The 15,632-nt window shown below is 68.8% G+C and carries 19 protein-coding genes; 5 read left to right on the top strand and 14 right to left on the bottom strand.

The annotated features are described in order from the left end of the window. Positions 1 to 180: 180 nt before the first annotated feature. A complete protein-coding gene (locus tag E5679_RS19895) occupies positions 181 to 717 on the top strand; it encodes an SRPBCC family protein (RefSeq protein ID WP_138419164.1) in 537 nt (178 codons plus the stop codon). Here E5679_RS19895 and E5679_RS19890 read toward each other — a convergent pair. Then, complete coding sequence (locus E5679_RS19890; RefSeq protein ID WP_138419162.1) at positions 714 to 1,139, bottom strand: DUF302 domain-containing protein; 426 nt, start codon at positions 1,137 to 1,139, stop codon at positions 714 to 716. The genes E5679_RS19895 and E5679_RS19890 overlap by 4 nt on opposite strands. 78 nt (positions 1,140 to 1,217) lie before the next feature. Beyond that, positions 1,218 to 2,411: a TerC family protein gene (locus E5679_RS19885; RefSeq protein WP_138419160.1), complete on the bottom strand. Its 1,194-nt coding sequence runs from the start codon at positions 2,409 to 2,411 to the stop codon at positions 1,218 to 1,220. A gap of 302 nt (positions 2,412 to 2,713) precedes the next feature. Here E5679_RS19885 and E5679_RS19880 point away from each other — a divergent pair, with 302 nt between their 5' ends. The 3 genes from E5679_RS19880 (at position 2,714) to E5679_RS19870 (ending at position 6,292) form a co-directional block, all read left to right on the top strand. Beyond that, positions 2,714 to 4,693 carry a S53 family peptidase gene (locus E5679_RS19880; protein ID WP_138419158.1) on the top strand — a complete coding sequence of 660 codons (1,980 nt, stop codon included), beginning with the start codon at positions 2,714 to 2,716 and terminating at the stop codon, positions 4,691 to 4,693. Between the two features lie 157 nt (positions 4,694 to 4,850). Next, a complete protein-coding gene (fbaA, locus tag E5679_RS19875; RefSeq protein WP_138419156.1) occupies positions 4,851 to 5,873 on the top strand; it encodes a class II fructose-bisphosphate aldolase in 1,023 nt (340 codons plus the stop codon). Next, positions 5,870 to 6,292, top strand: coding sequence for a DUF3151 domain-containing protein (locus E5679_RS19870; RefSeq protein ID WP_138419154.1), 423 nt, complete (start codon positions 5,870 to 5,872; stop codon positions 6,290 to 6,292). The genes fbaA and E5679_RS19870 overlap by 4 nt, the downstream gene beginning before the upstream one ends. 210 nt (positions 6,293 to 6,502) lie before the next feature. On the opposite strand, the gene E5679_RS19865 is transcribed toward E5679_RS19870, so the two are convergent. Continuing rightward, positions 6,503 to 7,222, bottom strand: coding sequence for a FadR/GntR family transcriptional regulator (locus tag E5679_RS19865; protein WP_212747013.1), 720 nt, complete (start codon positions 7,220 to 7,222; stop codon positions 6,503 to 6,505). Between the two features lie 114 nt (positions 7,223 to 7,336). On the opposite strand from E5679_RS19865, the gene E5679_RS19860 reads away from it, so the two are divergent. Beyond that, a complete protein-coding gene (locus tag E5679_RS19860; RefSeq protein WP_138419170.1) occupies positions 7,337 to 7,834 on the top strand; it encodes a gluconokinase in 498 nt (165 codons plus the stop codon). Between the two features lie 21 nt (positions 7,835 to 7,855). Here E5679_RS19860 and E5679_RS19855 read toward each other — a convergent pair whose 3' ends face one another. The 11 genes from E5679_RS19855 to E5679_RS19805 all read right to left on the bottom strand — a co-directional run bounded on the left by E5679_RS19855 (position 7,856) and on the right by E5679_RS19805 (position 15,625). Next, positions 7,856 to 9,073: an NAD(P)/FAD-dependent oxidoreductase gene (locus tag E5679_RS19855; RefSeq protein ID WP_138419152.1), complete on the bottom strand. Its 1,218-nt coding sequence runs from the start codon at positions 9,071 to 9,073 to the stop codon at positions 7,856 to 7,858. Then, a complete protein-coding gene (locus tag E5679_RS19850) occupies positions 9,073 to 9,444 on the bottom strand; it encodes a non-heme iron oxygenase ferredoxin subunit (protein ID WP_138419150.1) in 372 nt (123 codons plus the stop codon). The genes E5679_RS19855 and E5679_RS19850 overlap by 1 nt, the downstream gene beginning before the upstream one ends. Next, on the bottom strand, positions 9,441 to 10,244 hold the full coding sequence (locus E5679_RS19845; protein ID WP_138419148.1) for a GvpL/GvpF family gas vesicle protein: 804 nt from the start codon (positions 10,242 to 10,244) through the stop codon (positions 9,441 to 9,443). Before E5679_RS19845 ends, E5679_RS19850 begins: the two co-directional genes overlap by 4 nt. Next, a complete protein-coding gene (locus E5679_RS19840) occupies positions 10,241 to 10,531 on the bottom strand; it encodes a gas vesicle protein K (RefSeq protein WP_138419146.1) in 291 nt (96 codons plus the stop codon). The genes E5679_RS19845 and E5679_RS19840 overlap by 4 nt, the downstream gene beginning before the upstream one ends. Then, a complete protein-coding gene (locus E5679_RS21480; protein WP_138419144.1) occupies positions 10,531 to 11,544 on the bottom strand; it encodes a gas vesicle protein in 1,014 nt (337 codons plus the stop codon). Before E5679_RS21480 ends, E5679_RS19840 begins: the two co-directional genes overlap by 1 nt. Continuing rightward, positions 11,541 to 12,179, bottom strand: a complete 639-nt coding sequence (gene gvpJ, locus E5679_RS21475; RefSeq protein ID WP_275092571.1) for a gas vesicle protein GvpJ — start codon at positions 12,177 to 12,179, stop codon at positions 11,541 to 11,543. The genes E5679_RS21480 and gvpJ (E5679_RS21475) overlap by 4 nt, the downstream gene beginning before the upstream one ends. Before the next feature lie 66 nt (positions 12,180 to 12,245). Further along, positions 12,246 to 12,755: a gas vesicle protein GvpO gene (gvpO, locus tag E5679_RS19825; RefSeq protein WP_171042484.1), complete on the bottom strand. Its 510-nt coding sequence runs from the start codon at positions 12,753 to 12,755 to the stop codon at positions 12,246 to 12,248. A gap of 2 nt (positions 12,756 to 12,757) precedes the next feature. Beyond that, entirely contained in the window at positions 12,758 to 13,009 is a 252-nt protein-coding gene (locus E5679_RS19820; RefSeq protein ID WP_138419140.1) for a gas vesicle protein GvpG, read from the bottom strand. Next, complete coding sequence (locus tag E5679_RS19815) at positions 13,009 to 13,734, bottom strand: GvpL/GvpF family gas vesicle protein (RefSeq protein WP_171042483.1); 726 nt, start codon at positions 13,732 to 13,734, stop codon at positions 13,009 to 13,011. Before E5679_RS19815 ends, E5679_RS19820 begins: the two co-directional genes overlap by 1 nt. A gap of 15 nt (positions 13,735 to 13,749) precedes the next feature. Continuing rightward, positions 13,750 to 14,157, bottom strand: a complete 408-nt coding sequence (gene gvpJ, locus E5679_RS19810) for a gas vesicle protein GvpJ (RefSeq protein ID WP_138419136.1) — start codon at positions 14,155 to 14,157, stop codon at positions 13,750 to 13,752. A gap of 136 nt (positions 14,158 to 14,293) precedes the next feature. After that, entirely contained in the window at positions 14,294 to 15,625 is a 1,332-nt protein-coding gene (locus tag E5679_RS19805) for an SRPBCC family protein (protein WP_138419134.1), read from the bottom strand. Positions 15,626 to 15,632: the final 7 nt, after the last annotated feature.

Raw genomic sequence — 15,632 nt, 5'->3', positions numbered from 1 at the left:
TCCGCTTCCCGATCCCGGCCTGGATCATCAGCCGATCCTCAGGGGTCAGCTCCCTACGCTCCATGCGACTCCTCAGCTCATGCCCCGAAATCATCGCAGGCGTTGCTTCGAAGTCCTGAGCCCAAGCTGGAACACGGCCAGCCGTACAGTGGAGGCACGAGAGGCGCGGAAGGGAAGCCCATGGCCAGCACGGATTACTCGTTTGTGACGATCTGGAGGGTTGCGGGCACGCGGGAGGAAGTGATTTCGGTCCTCGGACCGGTCGAGGAACTGCCTCGCTGGTGGCCCGCGGTGTACCTCGACGTCCGAACGCTGGAACCCGGGGGACCCGACGGGAAGGGGAGGCGCGCGGCGCTCTACACCAAAGGCTGGCTTCCGTACACTCTCCGCTGGACCCTCGAAGTCACCCAACCCATCACCCTCGAGGGCTTCACCATCTCGGCCGTGGGCGACCTCAACGGAAATGGCAGATGGACCCTCACCCAGGACGGCCCCGAGACCGTGATCCGCTACGACTGGAACGTGACGGTCGGCAAGCCACTCCTCAAGCGGCTCAGCTGGCTGTTCAAGCCGGTCTTCGCGGCGAACCACCGGTGGGCCATGGCGCGCGGACAGGAGAGCCTCGCGCTTGAGCTGCGCCGTCGAAGGGCTGCGGGCCCGGAGGCGAGGGCGGCAGTTCCAGCGCCGCCCGGAAGGACGTTCCGGAGAAACCGCTAGGCAGCCGGCTGCGTTGCGGCGGCAACGGAGGCGAGCATGGCTTTGATCCGCGCGCCCGCGTCGTCGGCCACGGCTTTGACCTGCGGGCTGTCGCTCAGCTGCACCAGCGTGAGGGGATCGACGGCGTCGATGGTCGTCTCCACGTCGTCGGGGCCGCGACGCACAGCGACGTTGCACGGCAGCAGTGCGCCCAGCTGCGGTTCGACGGTGAGGGCGCGCCGCGCAAGCCCGGGATTGCAGGCTCCGAGGATGACGTAGTCGCCGAGGGCGGCGGCCGCCTCGAGGCCCAGCTTGGCGGCAAAGGTGGCACGGATGTCGCTCTCCGAGAGGATTCCGAATCCCTGTCCAGCCAAGGCGGCTCGTACCCGTTCCATGGTCTCGGCGAAGGACAGCGGGACGACGAGGGACAGCGTGTACGGCATGATCGGTTCCTTCCGGGGCGCCTTGACCCTTCAGCGTGTCAGGCGCCCCCGGAGACGGCTAGGGCCGGAAGCCCCGGATCAGGTCGCGCTGCCCAGGTACTCGGCGTGGCGGGCGTGAGCCTGCGCGACCTTCGCCCGAATAGCGTCGACGTCTTTCGCCTTGTCCCGGTACTTCTTGTCCATTGCGCGGATCGCGGCCTCTTCGTCGAGCAGGACCTGATAGATCCGCTCGCGTTCGGCAGGATCGGCGGTGTACTCGAGATCGAGGTAGTTCTCGGCGTGCCGGCGCGCGTTGTTGATGGCCGTCTGCGCCTTGCCGGCGGGGCTCACGAGCGAGGCCACGATAGTGATGGCGAGGACGCCGACGATGACCACGAGGGACAGGCCGGTCGTGACTTCGAAGACCTCGACGTGCTGGCCCCCGTTGATGAACGGCAGCGTGTTCTCGTGGAGGGCGTGCAGCACGAGCTTGGCGCCGATGAACGCGAGGATGGCGGCGAGGCCGAAGGAGAGGTAGATCAGGCGGTCGAGGAGGCCGTCGAGCAGGAAGAACAGCTGCCGCAGGCCCATGAGGGAGAACGCCGTCGCCGTGAACACGACGTACGCGTTCTGGGTGAGGCCGAAGATCGCGGGGATGGAGTCGAGCGCGAAGAGGATGTCCGTCCCGCCGATGGCCACCATGACGAGCAGCATCGGAGTGAGGACACGCTTGCCGTTCTCGACGGTGAAGAGCTTGTCGCCGTCGTAGTGGGGAGAGGTCCGGAACATCTTCTTGGCGAGCCGGACGATGATGTTGTCCGCCTCGTCCTGGTCGTGGCTCTCGGGCTTGAGCAGGTGCCCGGCCGTGATGAGGAGGATGGCGCCGAAGACGTAGAAGATCCACGCAAAGCTGTTGATGAGGGCCACGCCCAGGAAGATGAACACGGTCCGGGCGATGAGCGCGAAGACGATGCCGAACAGCAGCACCTTCTGCTGGTCCTCCCTCGGCACCCGGAAGCTCGCGAGGATCACGAGGAACACGAAGAGGTTGTCGACCGAGAGGGCTTTCTCGGTGATGAAGCCGGCGAAGTACTGGCCTCCCATCTCGCTTCCGCCGACCATGAGGACGAGGATCCCGAAGACCACCGCGGCGCCGACGTAGATGGCGGACCAGATCGAGGCCTCACGCAGCGTGGGAGCGTGGGGTTTGCGGATGTGGAAGAAGTAGTCGAAGGCCAGAAGGCCCACGATCGCGACGATCGTGGCGGTCCAGACCAGGGGAGAGACGGACATTCAAGTCCCTTTCGCAAGGTAGGCGTGATCCCCACAAGTCTTTCCACCCGCTGACCGGCTCAATCGCCGTATACGGGCCGCCGCACCCGGCCGGGCTCCTGCGCCCGACGTGTTGACGTGTGCGGCGCTTGGGATACTCCCCTGCGCATGACCAGCGTACAGGGGGCGCTGCGCTCAAGGCCAATCACAGCTGGCTTTCAGGATTCACGGCGAACTCCCAGCTTCTCGACACTCCTGTCACGAACATTTCAGGACTAGTCTCGCTGCAGTCGAGGCAGCCCGTGCTTCGAAGGAGAGGGAATATGGGCATTCATTTGGCTTCTCGTCGACATTCACTGCGTGCTGCTGCGGCCGCAACCGCCTTGGCCTGCGTCGCGGGATTGGGCACCGCCGCTGTGGCCGTCGCAGCCCCGCCCAGCCCTCCGCCGTCGAAATCCACCGCCTATCCAGGCTCGGTCCCGCCGTGGGCGGGATCCCGGGCGAAGACCGGCATACCCCTCAGCAACACCACGATCGAGGGCGAGATCTACCTCGGCCTCCGGGATGAGGCGGGCGCGAAGGCGTTGGCGACGGCGGTCTCCACGCCTGGGAGCCCCCAGTACGGCCAGTTCCTGAGCTTCGCCCAGTGGAAGTCCCGCTTCGCGCCCGCCCCAGCGGACACTGATGCGGTGGTCAACTGGCTCCAGGCGCAAGGCATGGTCGTCACAGGCGTCCCCGACAGCGGCCAGTACGTGGTGTTCCGCGGCACCGTGAGCCAGTTCAACAACGCCTTCCAGGTTTCGGAGCAGACGTATTCCTTCGAGGGCCAGAGCCTCATCGGCCCCGACCGGGCTCCCACGCTCCCGGGCGACATCGCGGCCTCCGTCTCAGCCGTGAGCATCGACCAAGGCCGGATGCTCACCCGCCCGGACAACGTCGTCGACGGCGGCGACGCGCAGCCGGCGGCGAAGACGGCCCCGCCGCCCGTCGCGACGCCGTGCTCTGAATACTGGGACCAGAAAGAAGTCGCGGTCCCGCCCACGGAGACCGGCGCAACCTCGGTCCCGACCGTCCTCTGCGGCTACACCCCGGGCCAGATCCAGGCCGCCTACGGCCTTGGCAACGGCGTCGCCATGAACACGACGGCGGGCACCGGCCAGACCGTCGCCATCATCGACGCGTACGCCGCCCCGACCATGGCGCAGGACGCCAACCAGTACGCGTCGCTCCACGGACTCCCGGCGCTGACCTCCACCTCGTACCGCGAACTCCTGCCCCCCGTCTACTACGATCAAGCGCTCTGCGGCCAGCCCAGCGGGTGGCAGGGCGAAGAGGCGCTCGACGTCGAAGCGGTCCACAGCACGGCCCCCGGCGCCAACATCCTCTACGTCGGCGGCTCCAACTGCGGCGGCGGCCTCGACCTCGCGATGTCGAAGGTCCTCGACGGCCAGCTTGCGACGGTCGTGAGCAACAGCTACGGCTACGTCGGGGAAGCAGTTCCCTCCGACGTCCTCCTCGGCGAGCAGAACAACCATCTGCAGGCCGCGGCCGAGGGAATCGGCCTCTACTTCTCCAGCGGCGACAGCGGCGACGAGAAGGCTGCCCTCGGCTACACCTCGCCCGACTTCCCGGCGAGCTCGCCGTTCGTCACTTCGGTCGGCGGCACGAGCCTTGCGCTCGGTGCCTCCAACAACTACCTCTGGGAGACCGCGTGGGGCACCACGCGTCAGGCCATCGTGACCCAGTCTGACGGGTCCCTCGCCTACGCGGGGCCGCTGCCCGGCGTCTTCCAGTACGGTGCAGGCGGCGGCCGCAGCGCCGCCTTCGACCAGCCCGCGTACCAAGCCGCGCTGGTGCCGGCTGCGCTCGCGGGCGGAAAGCGCGTCTCGCCAGACGTCTCGGCGCTCGCCGACGTCTGGACCGGATTCAAGATCGGCTACAGCCCGATCACGAATGACCACTCCCTGAACTCCGGCTCCTACAGCGAGCTCCGCATCGGCGGCACCTCGCTGGCGTGCCCGCTCACCGCAGGCCTCATGGCGAGCGCACAGGCGGCCGCCAGCAAGCGGATCGGCTTCGCGAACCCGGCGGTCTACCAGGCCGCGGCGGCGCCGACCGCAGCGATGCGCGACGTGACCAGCCCCGCCCACGCGATCAACCTCGCCCGCGCCTACCCCGGCCAGACATACGTGGCGACGCTCGGCCTCGACACGTCGCTGGTGGCCACGTCCGGCTACGACGACGTCACCGGCGTCGGAAGCATGACCGAGGCCTTCGCGCAGCAGGTCGCAGCTCAGCATTAGCTCAGCATCACAGCGGACGACGACGGCGGGAGGCTCCCGCCGTCGTCGTCATCTGTTGGGCGGGGAAGCCCGGCGCGACGCCGATCGCTAGGATGTGAAGTGGCCAGCACACCGCCGAGCAGTTCCCTGCCGCACGGACCTGAATCGAGGAGATTCCATGCCTATCGCCACCCCTGAGAAGTACGCCGAGATGATCGACTCCGCCAAGAACGGCGGCTACGCATTCCCGGCGGTCAACGTCACCTCGTCCCAGACGCTCAACGCGGCGATCCGCGGCTTCGCGGAGGCCGGCTCCGACGGCATCGTCCAGGTTTCCACGGGCGGCGCCGCCTACTGGTCCGGCGCCTCCGTCAAGGACATGGTCGCCGGTTCGCTCGGCTTCGCGGCGTTCGCCCGCGAGGTCGCGAAGAACTACGACGTCAACATCGCCCTCCACACCGACCACTGCCCGAAGGACAAGCTCGACACGTTCGTGCTGCCGCTCCTCGCCGCCTCCGAGGCCGAGGTCAAGGCGGGCCGGAACCCGCTGTTCAACTCGCACATGTGGGACGGCTCCGCCGAGACGCTCGAGGAGAACCTCCGCATCGCGAAGGACCTCTTGGCCCGCACCTCCGCTGCGAAGATGATCCTCGAGATCGAGATCGGCACGGTCGGCGGCGAGGAGGACGGCGTCGAGAACGCCATCAACGAGAAGCTCTACACGACCGCGGCGGACGGCCTCGCGACGGTCGAGGCGCTCGGCACCGGCGAGAACGGCCGCTACATCACGGCCCTCACGTTCGGCAACGTCCACGGCGTCTACAAGCCGGGCAATGTCAAGCTGCGCCCCGAGATCCTCAAGGACATCCAGGCCGAGGTCGGCGCCAAGGTCGGCAAGGATCAGCCGTTCGACCTCGTGTTCCACGGCGGCTCGGGCTCGAGCGAGCAGGAGATCGCGGACGCCGTCTCCTTCGGTGTCATCAAGATGAACATCGACACGGACACCCAGTACGCGTTCACGCGTCCCGTGGCCGGCCACATGTTCAAGAACTACGACGGCGTCCTCAAGGTCGACGGCGAGGTCGGCAACAAGAAGACCTACGACCCGCGGGTGTGGGGCGCCTCGGCCGAGGGTGGCATGGCGGCGCGCGTCGTCGAGGCCGCGCAGCAGCTCGGTTCCGAGGGCAAGTCGATCAAGTGAGCGACGAATTCCGCACCAACCTCCTCGGCCCCGAGCCGACGCGGCTCCCGGCCGAGGCCGAGGTGTACCAGGGCCTCGCGACGGGGCATTCCCCGCGTGACCTTGTCGTGAAGCATCCCGAGTCCTCGCTGCTCTGGGCCCTGCTTTCCGAGGAGGCCTGGGCCGCGGGCGAGACCGTCGAGTCGTACGCGTTCGCCCGCGTGGGGTACCACCGCGGACTGGACGCCCTGCGCCGCAACGGCTGGCGCGGGGCCGGTCCGGTGCCGTGGGAGCACGAGCCGAACCAGGGCTTCCTGCGCGCGCTGTACGACCTCGGCCGTGCGGCCGCGGCCATCGGCGAGGAAGGCGAGCCCGAGCGGATCTCGACGTTCCTCAACGAGTCCGACCCGGCCGCGAAGGCGGCGATCGAGGCTCTCTGAGTTTCGGGTACAGATCTTCGCCTCCCTCACCGTTTCGGGTACAGATCATCAGTCCTGGAGCCATCTCGGGTACGACGACGGAGGGCGCCTTTCCAGCGAAGGGCGCCCTCCGTCGTCGTGCGGGTCAGTTGGTGTACCTGAGTTGCCGGCCGGGTGCAGTATCTGTACCCGAAGCGGGTGGGGTGGGGCCCTACGGCGCGCTCAGCAGAATCAGCTGAGGTTGAGGGCGCCGCGAACCTCGTGGAGGATCTCGCGGGCGGAGGCTTCGGCGTCGTTCGCGTCACCTCGAGCGATCGCCGCGGCCGCGCGTTCGTGGGCGTCGAGCGCCTCGTCGCGCGGGTGAAAGGGCATGCGCCCTTGCCGGGTTCGGCTCGTGAGGACCTCGGCCACCATTCCTTCGAGGGCGGCGAACATCTCATTGCCGCTGCTGCTCAGGATGAGCCGGTGGAAGGCAATGTCGGCGTCGAGGAAGGCGTCCAGATCGCCCGACTCGCCCAGGCGCCGGAGGTCGGCCGCCAGTCGCGTGAGCTCAATCCGCTGGGTCGCGCTCGCGCGTCGGGCCGCGCCGGCGGCGGCAAGAGGTTCGACGGCGATGCGCAACTCAGTGAGCGAGGCATACTGCTCATCGCGGCGCGGGGACGTCAGGCGCCAGCGGACGAGCTGGGGGTCGTAGACGTTCCATTGCGCCGGGTCTTGGACCACGATCCCGACCCGCCGGCGCGACGTCACGAGGTTCATCGTCTCGAGGACGCGCATCGTGTCCCGGGCGACCGTGCGGGAGACACCGAACTCGCGCTGGAGCGCGTCGAGAGTCAGGCGGTAACCGGGCTCGTAGCGCCCAGACGCGATGGCTTCGCCCACTGCATCGAGCATTCTCCGGTGGAGTCGCCCGGCCCCCGACTCGCCCTTGTCGTTCTGTTGCGCCATCATGACGAAAAGTATGACCTATCCCACGCAATGGTGCTATCTTTGAGGGAGTGCTTCTCACGAAGCCAATGACGTCTTCTGCGGAGGTAGCAAGTGGAATCCCTGCATGTCGTGGTCATGGGCGTTGCCGGGGCCGGCAAGACGACCGTGTCCGCCGCACTCGCCGAGCGGCTCGGCTGGACGCTCGCCGAGGCCGACGAGTTCCATCCCCAGCCGAACATCGACAAGATGGCCAGCGGCGTCCCCCTCACCGACGATGATCGCTGGCCGTGGCTCGCCAGCATCCGCGACTGGATGAGCGAGCAGGCGGCCGCGGGCCGGAGCACGGTGCTCACCTGCTCGGCGCTCAAGCGGAGCTATCGCGATCTGCTCGCCCAGGCTGACGGCCGCGTGGTCTTCGCGCACCTCGACGGCACCCCCGAACTGCTCGCCGAGCGCATGGCTTCGCGGTCGGGGCACTTCATGCCCACCGGCCTGCTGCCCAGCCAGCTCGCCACACTCGAGCCGCTGACCGAGGAGGAGCTTTCCCGTGGTCATCTGAGGCTCGACATTTCGCAGGCGCCCCAGGGCATTGTCGACACGATCGTGGCGGGGCTGCACCTCACGGCTGCCTGATACAGACGTGGCCAGGGGTTGCTAGCGGGCGAGCTTCCGCGGGTCGGCCGACGGGTCCGAGAGGGCGGCGGGGTCCGGGACGAGTCCGCGGTCGATGATGCGGCGGGCGGCCCGCACCATGAGCGGGAGATCGACGACGGCGCATCCGAGAAGGCGACCGTCGGCGGCGAGGAGGAACGCGGCCTGAGGGACGCCGTCAACGAAGCGCACCACGGTGCGGCCATCCGGCGCCTGTCGCTCGTCGAGCGTCCCGACCGCCTCGACGTGCACCCCGTGCCGGTCCGACCAGAACCAGGGCGCACCGAACGTCGGGGGTGCCTCCCCGAGGAGCCCCGCGGCGGCCGCCTGACCTGACCGGACAGCGGCCTCCCAGTGCTCCGAGCGTCGGGCGAGAGTCCCGTCCGGGCGTCGGAGGCGCGTGGCGTCGCCGGCGGCGAAGACGGCCGGATTCGAGGTGGTGCCAGCAGCGTCCACGAGAATCCCGTCGTCGGCCGCAAGCCCGGACTTCTCGGCCAGGGACGTCTCGGGCACCACGCCGATCCCCGCCACCACCACGTCGGCTTCCACGGCAGAACCGTCGGCAAGCCGCACGAGCCGGCGACCGCCGTCGTCAGTGATCTCGACCGGAACCGACACCGAAGTCCGCACGCCCCGCTCTGCATGCATCCCCTGCAGCCGCTCGGCGAGGGCGCGGCCCACGGCGGGGACGAGGGGCGGAACCACGGGATCGATGAGCGTCGCCTCTGCACCGAGGACGACCGCAGCTGAGGCGACTTCCGAGCCGATGAGCCCGGCACCGACGACGGCGACCCGCGCGCCGGGTGCGAGAGCGGTCCGAAGCGCGTCGGCATCGGCGCGGGTTCGCAAGGTCAGCGCAGTATCACCGCCCGCTACGCCGAGGCGACGCGGCGTGCTGCCGGTGGCCAACAGGACCCGGTCGGCCGGAACAAGTCGGCCGCCGGAGAGCTCAACGGCCCCCTCGGAAGGGCGCAGGGCAGAAGCCCGCTCGGGCACGAGCCCCACGCCGTGCTCGGCGTACCAGGCTTCCGGGACGAGGCGGATCTTCTGGGCGTCCTCGGTGCCGAGGAGGTAGCCCTTGCTGAGCGGCGGGCGGTCGTAGGGGAGGCCTTCCGGGGAGAGGAGCGTGAGCTCGCCGTCGTACCCGCGCTCGCGCAGCTCGCGCACGGCACTGAATCCCGCGACCCCGCCGCCCACCACAAGGATGCGGCGGAGCGGCATCAGCCAGCCGACGGACCGCTGGGCCGCACGGCCTGCTCAGCGTCGCGACCGGGGTAGAGGACAATCCTGCCGTCCTCGACCTCGACCCTGTGAGTGCGCGCGTCCTCAGTGGCTGGCAGGCCGAGGACTTTGCCGGAGCGCAGGTCGAAGCTCGAGGAATGCAGCGGGCACTCGACCGTCTCGCCCTCGATCCAGCCCTCCGCGAGGGAGGCCTCCTCGTGCGTGCAGATGTCGTTGAGCGCGAAGAAACAGCCGGTTTCCGTGTGGAAGACGGCGATCGGCTCGTCGAAGCCCGACTCCTCGGGCTCTACGATCCGCGCGGTTCCCTCCTCGATTTCCTCCGGGCTGCCGACGTCGATTCCGTCACTCATGCAGTCCACTCTACCGACGGCGAGTGGGGCACGTCGGCGAAGGAGAACGGAGGCCAGGGCCCAAGGAAGGTCACTCGCGCGGCAGGCTCCTCGAGCTCGATGTCCCCGAGTTCCGCGCCGATCCGCGGGATGTCCTGTTCGCGCGCGAGCACCGCGACGTTGAGCACGGTCACGCACCCGGCCGGGGGATGGCCGCGGACGTTCTCAGCGAGGTCGGTGGAGAGTGCGGCGAGCCGGCGCCGGAACTCTGGGTAGAGCCGGTCCGCGAGCCGCTCGGCGGCACGTTCCCGGAGAGCCGTGAGGCGGCGCTGCAGGAGCCGCTGGACGCCGGGGGGGCGCTCGCGGAGCTCGGCCTCGAGCGCGTGGACGTCCTCGCTCTGCTCCGCGGCCACCCGCTCGTCGAGCGAGATCTCCACCCGCAGCTCCACGAGCCCCGCGAGCGCAGCGAGCCGCTCGGAGAGGACGTGGGCCGAGTCGGCCAGCCAGGCGACGAGCCGCTCCTCGGCGGTCTCGTCCGGCCCGGGCGCCACGATGACGTTGAACCCCATGGGGAGCACACTGCGCCGGTGGTCCCAGCACCGCTCGACAACGTCCCCGTGCTCGAGTACGCGGCGCTGGGCCTCCTCGTCGTCGCCGCTGTAGGGCGACGACGAGTGGCGATGCACGACCGCGGCCACACCCTCCGCGGAAACGAGCTCGAGGAGTGCGCCGTCGATCCCCGTCCCGAGCCCGGCCGCATCGAAGTCCGCGGGCACTACCGCGTAGACGTACAGGCCGTCCAGTTCCCCGCCCGCGCTCATGGATTCGTCACCTTTTCAACGAGGTCGGCGACGATGTCGTCCAACCCGCGGCGCAGCTCCGCGACGGAATCGGCGATCCCGTGGTCCAGTTTGAGCTGGGCCATGGCCTCGTCCAGCTGAAGCAGGGCGTTGCCGAGCCGCTCCTGCTCCTCGGCCGTGAGCGTCCCACCCTCGATCCGCCGGACCGCCTGTGTCTCGAGCGCCTCTTGGATGATCTCGACGAGCGTGACCACGAGGGTCAGGAGCCCCGCCGTGAGGTTGTCTTCATCGATCTTGAGCGTGCTCATCACTTCGCCTCCCCGCCGGCAGCGTGCCCAGTCGCCATCTTCTGCAGCCGCGCTTGCCAGTCCGCGGCGGGCGCAGCCGCGAAGCGCGTCTCCCCGTCGGGGGTGACGACGACGAACGCCAGCAGGCCTTCCGGCTCGCCTTCCCGCTCCCCCCGGCGGATCTCGAGAACGTCCGATGGCGCGATCCGCACCGCTGGCCGCCGGTCACCGTCGCCCTTCCAATGGAATCCGTCGTCGTCGATGCGGCCCTCGCCCCGCCGCCACGCGGACCCCGACGCCCGCCGCTCCACGACCCAGAGCTCAGCGTCCTCTTGCTCGGTCGCCTCTTCAGTGCCTGCTGCCTCGGCGGACGACAGGTCGCTGGCCCGCACGTCAGCGACCGCGGAAGACGCACCCCGCAGCCCCCGGAGGAGCAGATTCCGCAGCCGATCGGGCCGCGCGGCAGTGAGGTGAGCGAGGCCGCCGTCGTCCGTCGTCACGAGGAGGCGTGGAACGTCCTTGCCGCCGACCCCGCGCTCGGACACCTTCCCCACGTGGGTGACGCGCGCACGCGGAGCCTGCCAGAGCATCGCTGCGGGCTCGCTGCGGTAGACGAGCAGCCGCCGGTCCGTCAGGAAGACGGTGCCGGGCTGCCAGACGGGCGGGGTGAGGTCCAGACGATAGGCGCCGGGCATCCGCGCGACGATCTCCTCGTCGTCGGCCAAGTCCAGTCCGGCTGGCGCGAGCCGGCGCGCCCACGCGCGTGTCCGCTCGTCCCAATCCTCGAACATGCCGTACTCGAGCAGGGTCTCCATCCCCGCGAGGGCGGCGCGGAGGCTCAGCCCGATGAGCGGGATTCCGGCGACCGTGATCACGGCGTCGAGATCGAGGTACACGCCCTTGTTCAGGAGCGAATCCACAAGCGCGGCGAGCGTCGCCTCGCGATCCCGCGTAGGCGTGAGGGCGCGCGCGGACGACGACGGCCTGGTTGCCTCCCGAGAGGCCGTCCCCTCGGGCTCGCGCAGCTCCGTCATTCCCGGGCCTCCTCGGCGGTTCCCGCATCGCCGCCGTCCTCGCCCTCGCTCTCGCGCGCCCGCTCGGGCTCAGGGGACCCACCGCTGTCTGGTGAGCGTCCGCCGTCGGACTGCGCGATCGCGATCGCGCTCCGCCAGCCGCACCACGGGCAGAACTCGTAGAGGAGCTGATCGACCGGTGCCATCTTGCCGCATTGTGGGCAGGTGTCCTTCCGCTCGGAGGCCTCGTTCCACGCGACCGTGTTGCGGTCCGTGCCGGACGGAAAGTCGAGCCCGTAGCGGGCCGCGGTATCGAACGAGGCGAGCGCGGCGCGGACGCGGATGCCCAGGAGTTCGACGCCGGCGAGCGAGACGGTGATGTCCGCGTTGATGACGAGGCCCTTGTCGAGCAGCGTCTCGATAATGTGGGTGAGAGTTCCCTCGCGGCTGCGCTGAGGCATGAGTGGCGAGCCGGGCGGCATTCCCCCGGGGGACATTCCGCCGGCTCCGGCCGGGCGGGCGGAGGCGCCACGGGCGGAGTAGGGAACCACGTCGGAGCGGGCCGCCTCGCGGGGTGCCTGAGACGCACGCCCACCCCGCCCGGACTGCCCCTCAGCTGAGGGCCCGGGGTCGGGGTGTTCGCTTTCGGTGCTCATCAGATCTCCGCCTGATTGTCGATGCCCGCTCCAATCTCACGTGTGCTGCTTGTTGTGGCCCGGTGCCTACTTGTCGCCCGGGCGCCCCCGGAGATAGCGGGGCCCACGGGAGTAGCCCACCAGCTCCCCGTCCGGGTCCACTTCCACCGAGTATTCGGCCATGATGTCGGCCGAGTCCGGGAAATGATGGTTCTCCACAACCTCGAGGATCACCACGAGGTTCCCGTCGTCCTTCCGGGACATGCCGACCACGGCCTCGATGTCTCGGGTCGTGAGCGCCTTCAGGTGGGAGACCGCCAGCTGCGCGAGCCGGGTCGAGCTGAGCTTCTTCGGCCGCTCTTCGCGTTCAGGCCGCTCGTCCCGCTCGGGCCGCTCTTCCCGCTCGGGCCGGTCGTCCCGCTCCCGCCGGTCGTCCCGCTCTGGCCGGTCGTCCCGCTCCCGGGGCGCAGGCCGTTCCCGCGCTGGGGGGCGCTCGCGGGTAGCCGGGCGCTCGCGAGCAGCGGGGCGTTCGCGCGAGGTCGTTCGTTCTTCGGGCGGGCGGCGCCGTACCGGCGCACGCTCCTCCTCGTCTGCCACGATCAGTACCCCTCCCTCCGCTGACGCCGGCTGCCCTCGAGCATCCTGGCGACCAGCTCGCGCTCAAGCTTCCCTGCGTCCTCGTCGGATAGGGTCCCCTCAGCGCGTGCCTGTGCGACCTCCTCCAGCTGGCGCCGGATCAGCCCCGGGTCGTAGTACTGCCGCTCGGCTTCCTCCTGAAGTCGCTCCGCGACCCAGACCACCCCTCGCACGGGTGCGAGGGGGAGGCCGAAGACAGCTGAGAAGAGTCCCATCAGAAGCTGCCGGTGAAATCGTAGGGCGCTTGCGGCCCGAGGAGCCGGAACGTGATCCGCCCGGCACCCTCCCGCGCGAGTTCCTCGGCGGCCTGCTCGAAGTCGTCCTGACGGTCCCGGTCCACGAGGGCGGCGAGCTCGATGACGTCCTCTGCCTGGGACGCCTCGCGCTCCACGAGCTCACGGGCGAGCGGCTCGAGCGCCGCGCGGATGCGGGGCGCCTCCTCCGCGGCCTTCCGCTGGAGGCCTTGGACGACCAGCTCGCCCAGCCTGATCCGCTCGTCGCGGGTCTCGTCCTCTCCGGTTCCGGCGATCGCCTCGCGGAGCGCCGCGATCTCCGGCTGCTCGGCGATGAGCTCGCCGAGCACCTCGTCACGGACGAAACGCGCGCGCAGCGAGAACTGCACTGCGTCCTCGACCCTCCGCAGGCTCTCGGCGTACAAGCCATGGCGGCTCACCAGGACCTCCTCGACGAGGGTCTCCTCGTCCGGGACCACCGTTCCGAAGACCATGGGGAGGACCGGCACGTCGGCCGCGATGCGGTCCAAGACGGCACTGTGCGCCACGAGGTCGTCGGGAGTCCCGAGCGCCTCCTCGTCTTCCACCCGGGAGACGATGGCGGCATGGCCTTCCGCCGGCAGCGTCGTCACCATCTGGCCCTGCAGGCCGTCGAGATCGGGGACCTCCGAACCCTCCGGGACGATTCCGTACACATAGAGGCTCACAGTCACTCCCTTCGTCTACTTGTCTTCACGCCGACGGCGTGGCGCCCTCGCCTCTTCCTTGTCGTCCTCGTCCTCATCGTTGTCCCTGCCACCGCTGATGGCATCCTTCACCCCGCCGATCACGCCTTTGGTCTTGCTGCGCGAGCCGCCCTCGCGCATGTCATCGATCATGTCTGGGAGGCCCTTTCCGCCCTGGCTGGCGAGGTCAAGCCGGTTGGTCGCCTCCGCGAAGCGCAGGTAGGTGTCGACGCTGGCGATGACGATGCGGGCATCAATCGTGAGGACTTCGATTCCCACGAGTGAGACGCGGATGTACGCGTCGATGACGAGACCCTTGTCGAGGATGACGTTCAGGACGTCGGCAAGAGAACTCGAGTGGGGACGGTCCAAGTAGCCCCCACGCGGCTGCATAGCCGTACTCATGATCCGCTCCTAACTGTCGCGTTGCTCCTGGCAGCGTTCCTGCTGTTGGGCTCAGTGTTGTGCTCAGACGTGCTGAGCGAGATGGACGTTCGGCCTCTTTCTCGCGCGCGGCGCTGTAGCCCCGTGAACGGGCCCCTCACCGTCGGCCTCGGCCGGACGACGACGGCGAGCGGCGGCTTCCGCCGGCGCGCCTCTGGCCGTTGCCCTCACGGCTTTCTTCCTCGGGCTCCTCGTCCTCGTATTCGTCGGACGCCTCGCCCTCTTCCTCTTCGCCCTCTTCCTCCTCGTTGGGTTCTTCGTCGTCGTACTCGTCGTACTCGTCGGAGGTCCCCTCCTCGGAGTCCTCGTCCTCGTCCTCGTTGTCGTACTCGTCGGACTCCTCGTCGGCGGCCACCGCCTCGGAATCCTCGTCCTCGTCGTCGTACTCGTCGGAGGTCTCCTCTTCGGAGCCCTCATCCTCTGGGGACCGCCCCTCCTCGTCTTCCTCCTCGTCGTAGTCCTCGTAGTCTTCTTCGCCCTGATCCTGACCCTGGCCCTGTTCCTCGCGCTGGCGCTGGGCTTCCTCTTCCTCGCGCTGCTCTTCCTCCACGACCTCCTCGTGGGTGCGGACGATCTCGCCGTCGCGGATCTCGCCCCGCCATCCCACAACCTCTTCCGGGTTGAGGATGCTGTAGGTCATGACATGGCGCACGTAGCGCTTGAGCTCTACGCGGACGCGGCGGCCCACCGCGCGCCAGATCTGCCCGGTCTTCTCGAAGAGCCCCTGCGGGTAGTACTCCACGATGGCGCAGATCTTGGTCAGCTCTGGACCATATTCATGGAATGTGACCGCACCGTCCATGTGGCCTTTAGGGCCCTTCGACTTCCAGATGATCCGCGTATCCGGGACCATCTCCTTGATCTGGGATTCCCAGGTGCGGTGGGACAGGAATACCTGGCCTTTGAACGAGACCTTTCCTTTGTCCTTGTCGTATTCGACGTTCTTGACCTTCTTCATGAAGTCGGACCACTGCTCGAATTCGGTCCACTGGTTGTAGGCGACCTTGACGGGAACGCCCACATCGGCCCATTCGACGATATTGACGAGCTTCTGCTTCCGGCTGCCCCGGCCTTTCTTGCCGCCGCCGGTCACGGCCTCGACTCCCGACTTGAGGGTGTCCTTCACCTTGTCCGTGACGCCGCCGAGGGCACCGCCCACGGCCCCGAGAACGGGATTCTTGCCTTGGAGCTTCGACTTCAGGCCCCCCACCTTGGCCTTGTCCTTGACCGAGACCTTGCCTTCGGCGAAGTCGTTCAGCTTCCCGCTCAGGCCCTCGACCGAGTCGGTGACCTTGCCGAGCCCGTTGCTCAGGAGGGACCCGGCATAGCTTCCGGCGGCCTCCTTCAGGCCGCCCAGGCCGAGCTTGTCGGTGAGGGAGCCCGATTCTTTGGTTTCAGAAGCCGGTTCTGTGGTTGCGTTTTCGGCCATGACATGC

It is taken from the genome of Sinomonas gamaensis (genome assembly GCF_005876955.1).
In the GTDB taxonomy this organism is placed as follows: domain Bacteria; phylum Actinomycetota; class Actinomycetes; order Actinomycetales; family Micrococcaceae; genus Sinomonas; species Sinomonas gamaensis.
This window is presented reverse-complemented; position numbering and strand designations above follow the sequence as displayed.

What these genes read in the sequence shown, in the direction of transcription:
- E5679_RS19895 (WP_138419164.1), top strand. Translation starts at nt 181, where the DNA reads ATGGCCAGCACGGATTACTCGTTTGTGACGATCTGGAGGGTTGCGGGC.
- E5679_RS19890 (WP_138419162.1), bottom strand. Translation starts at nt 1,139, where the DNA reads ATGCCGTACACGCTGTCCCTCGTCGTCCCGCTGTCCTTCGCCGAGACC.
- E5679_RS19885 (WP_138419160.1), bottom strand. Translation starts at nt 2,411, where the DNA reads ATGTCCGTCTCTCCCCTGGTCTGGACCGCCACGATCGTCGCGATCGTG.
- E5679_RS19880 (WP_138419158.1), top strand. Translation starts at nt 2,714, where the DNA reads ATGGGCATTCATTTGGCTTCTCGTCGACATTCACTGCGTGCTGCTGCG.
- fbaA (WP_138419156.1), top strand. Translation starts at nt 4,851, where the DNA reads ATGCCTATCGCCACCCCTGAGAAGTACGCCGAGATGATCGACTCCGCC.
- E5679_RS19865 (WP_212747013.1), bottom strand. Translation starts at nt 7,222, where the DNA reads ATGATGGCGCAACAGAACGACAAGGGCGAGTCGGGGGCCGGGCGACTC.
- E5679_RS19860 (WP_138419170.1), top strand. Translation starts at nt 7,337, where the DNA reads ATGGGCGTTGCCGGGGCCGGCAAGACGACCGTGTCCGCCGCACTCGCC.
- E5679_RS19855 (WP_138419152.1), bottom strand. Translation starts at nt 9,073, where the DNA reads ATGCCGCTCCGCCGCATCCTTGTGGTGGGCGGCGGGGTCGCGGGATTC.
- E5679_RS19850 (WP_138419150.1), bottom strand. Translation starts at nt 9,444, where the DNA reads ATGAGTGACGGAATCGACGTCGGCAGCCCGGAGGAAATCGAGGAGGGA.
- E5679_RS19845 (WP_138419148.1), bottom strand. Translation starts at nt 10,244, where the DNA reads ATGAGCGCGGGCGGGGAACTGGACGGCCTGTACGTCTACGCGGTAGTG.
- E5679_RS19840 (WP_138419146.1), bottom strand. Translation starts at nt 10,531, where the DNA reads ATGAGCACGCTCAAGATCGATGAAGACAACCTCACGGCGGGGCTCCTG.
- E5679_RS21480 (WP_138419144.1), bottom strand. Translation starts at nt 11,544, where the DNA reads ATGACGGAGCTGCGCGAGCCCGAGGGGACGGCCTCTCGGGAGGCAACC.
- gvpJ (WP_275092571.1), bottom strand. Translation starts at nt 12,179, where the DNA reads ATGAGCACCGAAAGCGAACACCCCGACCCCGGGCCCTCAGCTGAGGGG.
- E5679_RS19820 (WP_138419140.1), bottom strand. Translation starts at nt 13,009, where the DNA reads ATGGGACTCTTCTCAGCTGTCTTCGGCCTCCCCCTCGCACCCGTGCGA.
- gvpJ (WP_138419136.1), bottom strand. Translation starts at nt 14,157, where the DNA reads ATGAGTACGGCTATGCAGCCGCGTGGGGGCTACTTGGACCGTCCCCAC.
- E5679_RS19805 (WP_138419134.1), bottom strand. Translation starts at nt 15,625, where the DNA reads ATGGCCGAAAACGCAACCACAGAACCGGCTTCTGAAACCAAAGAATCG.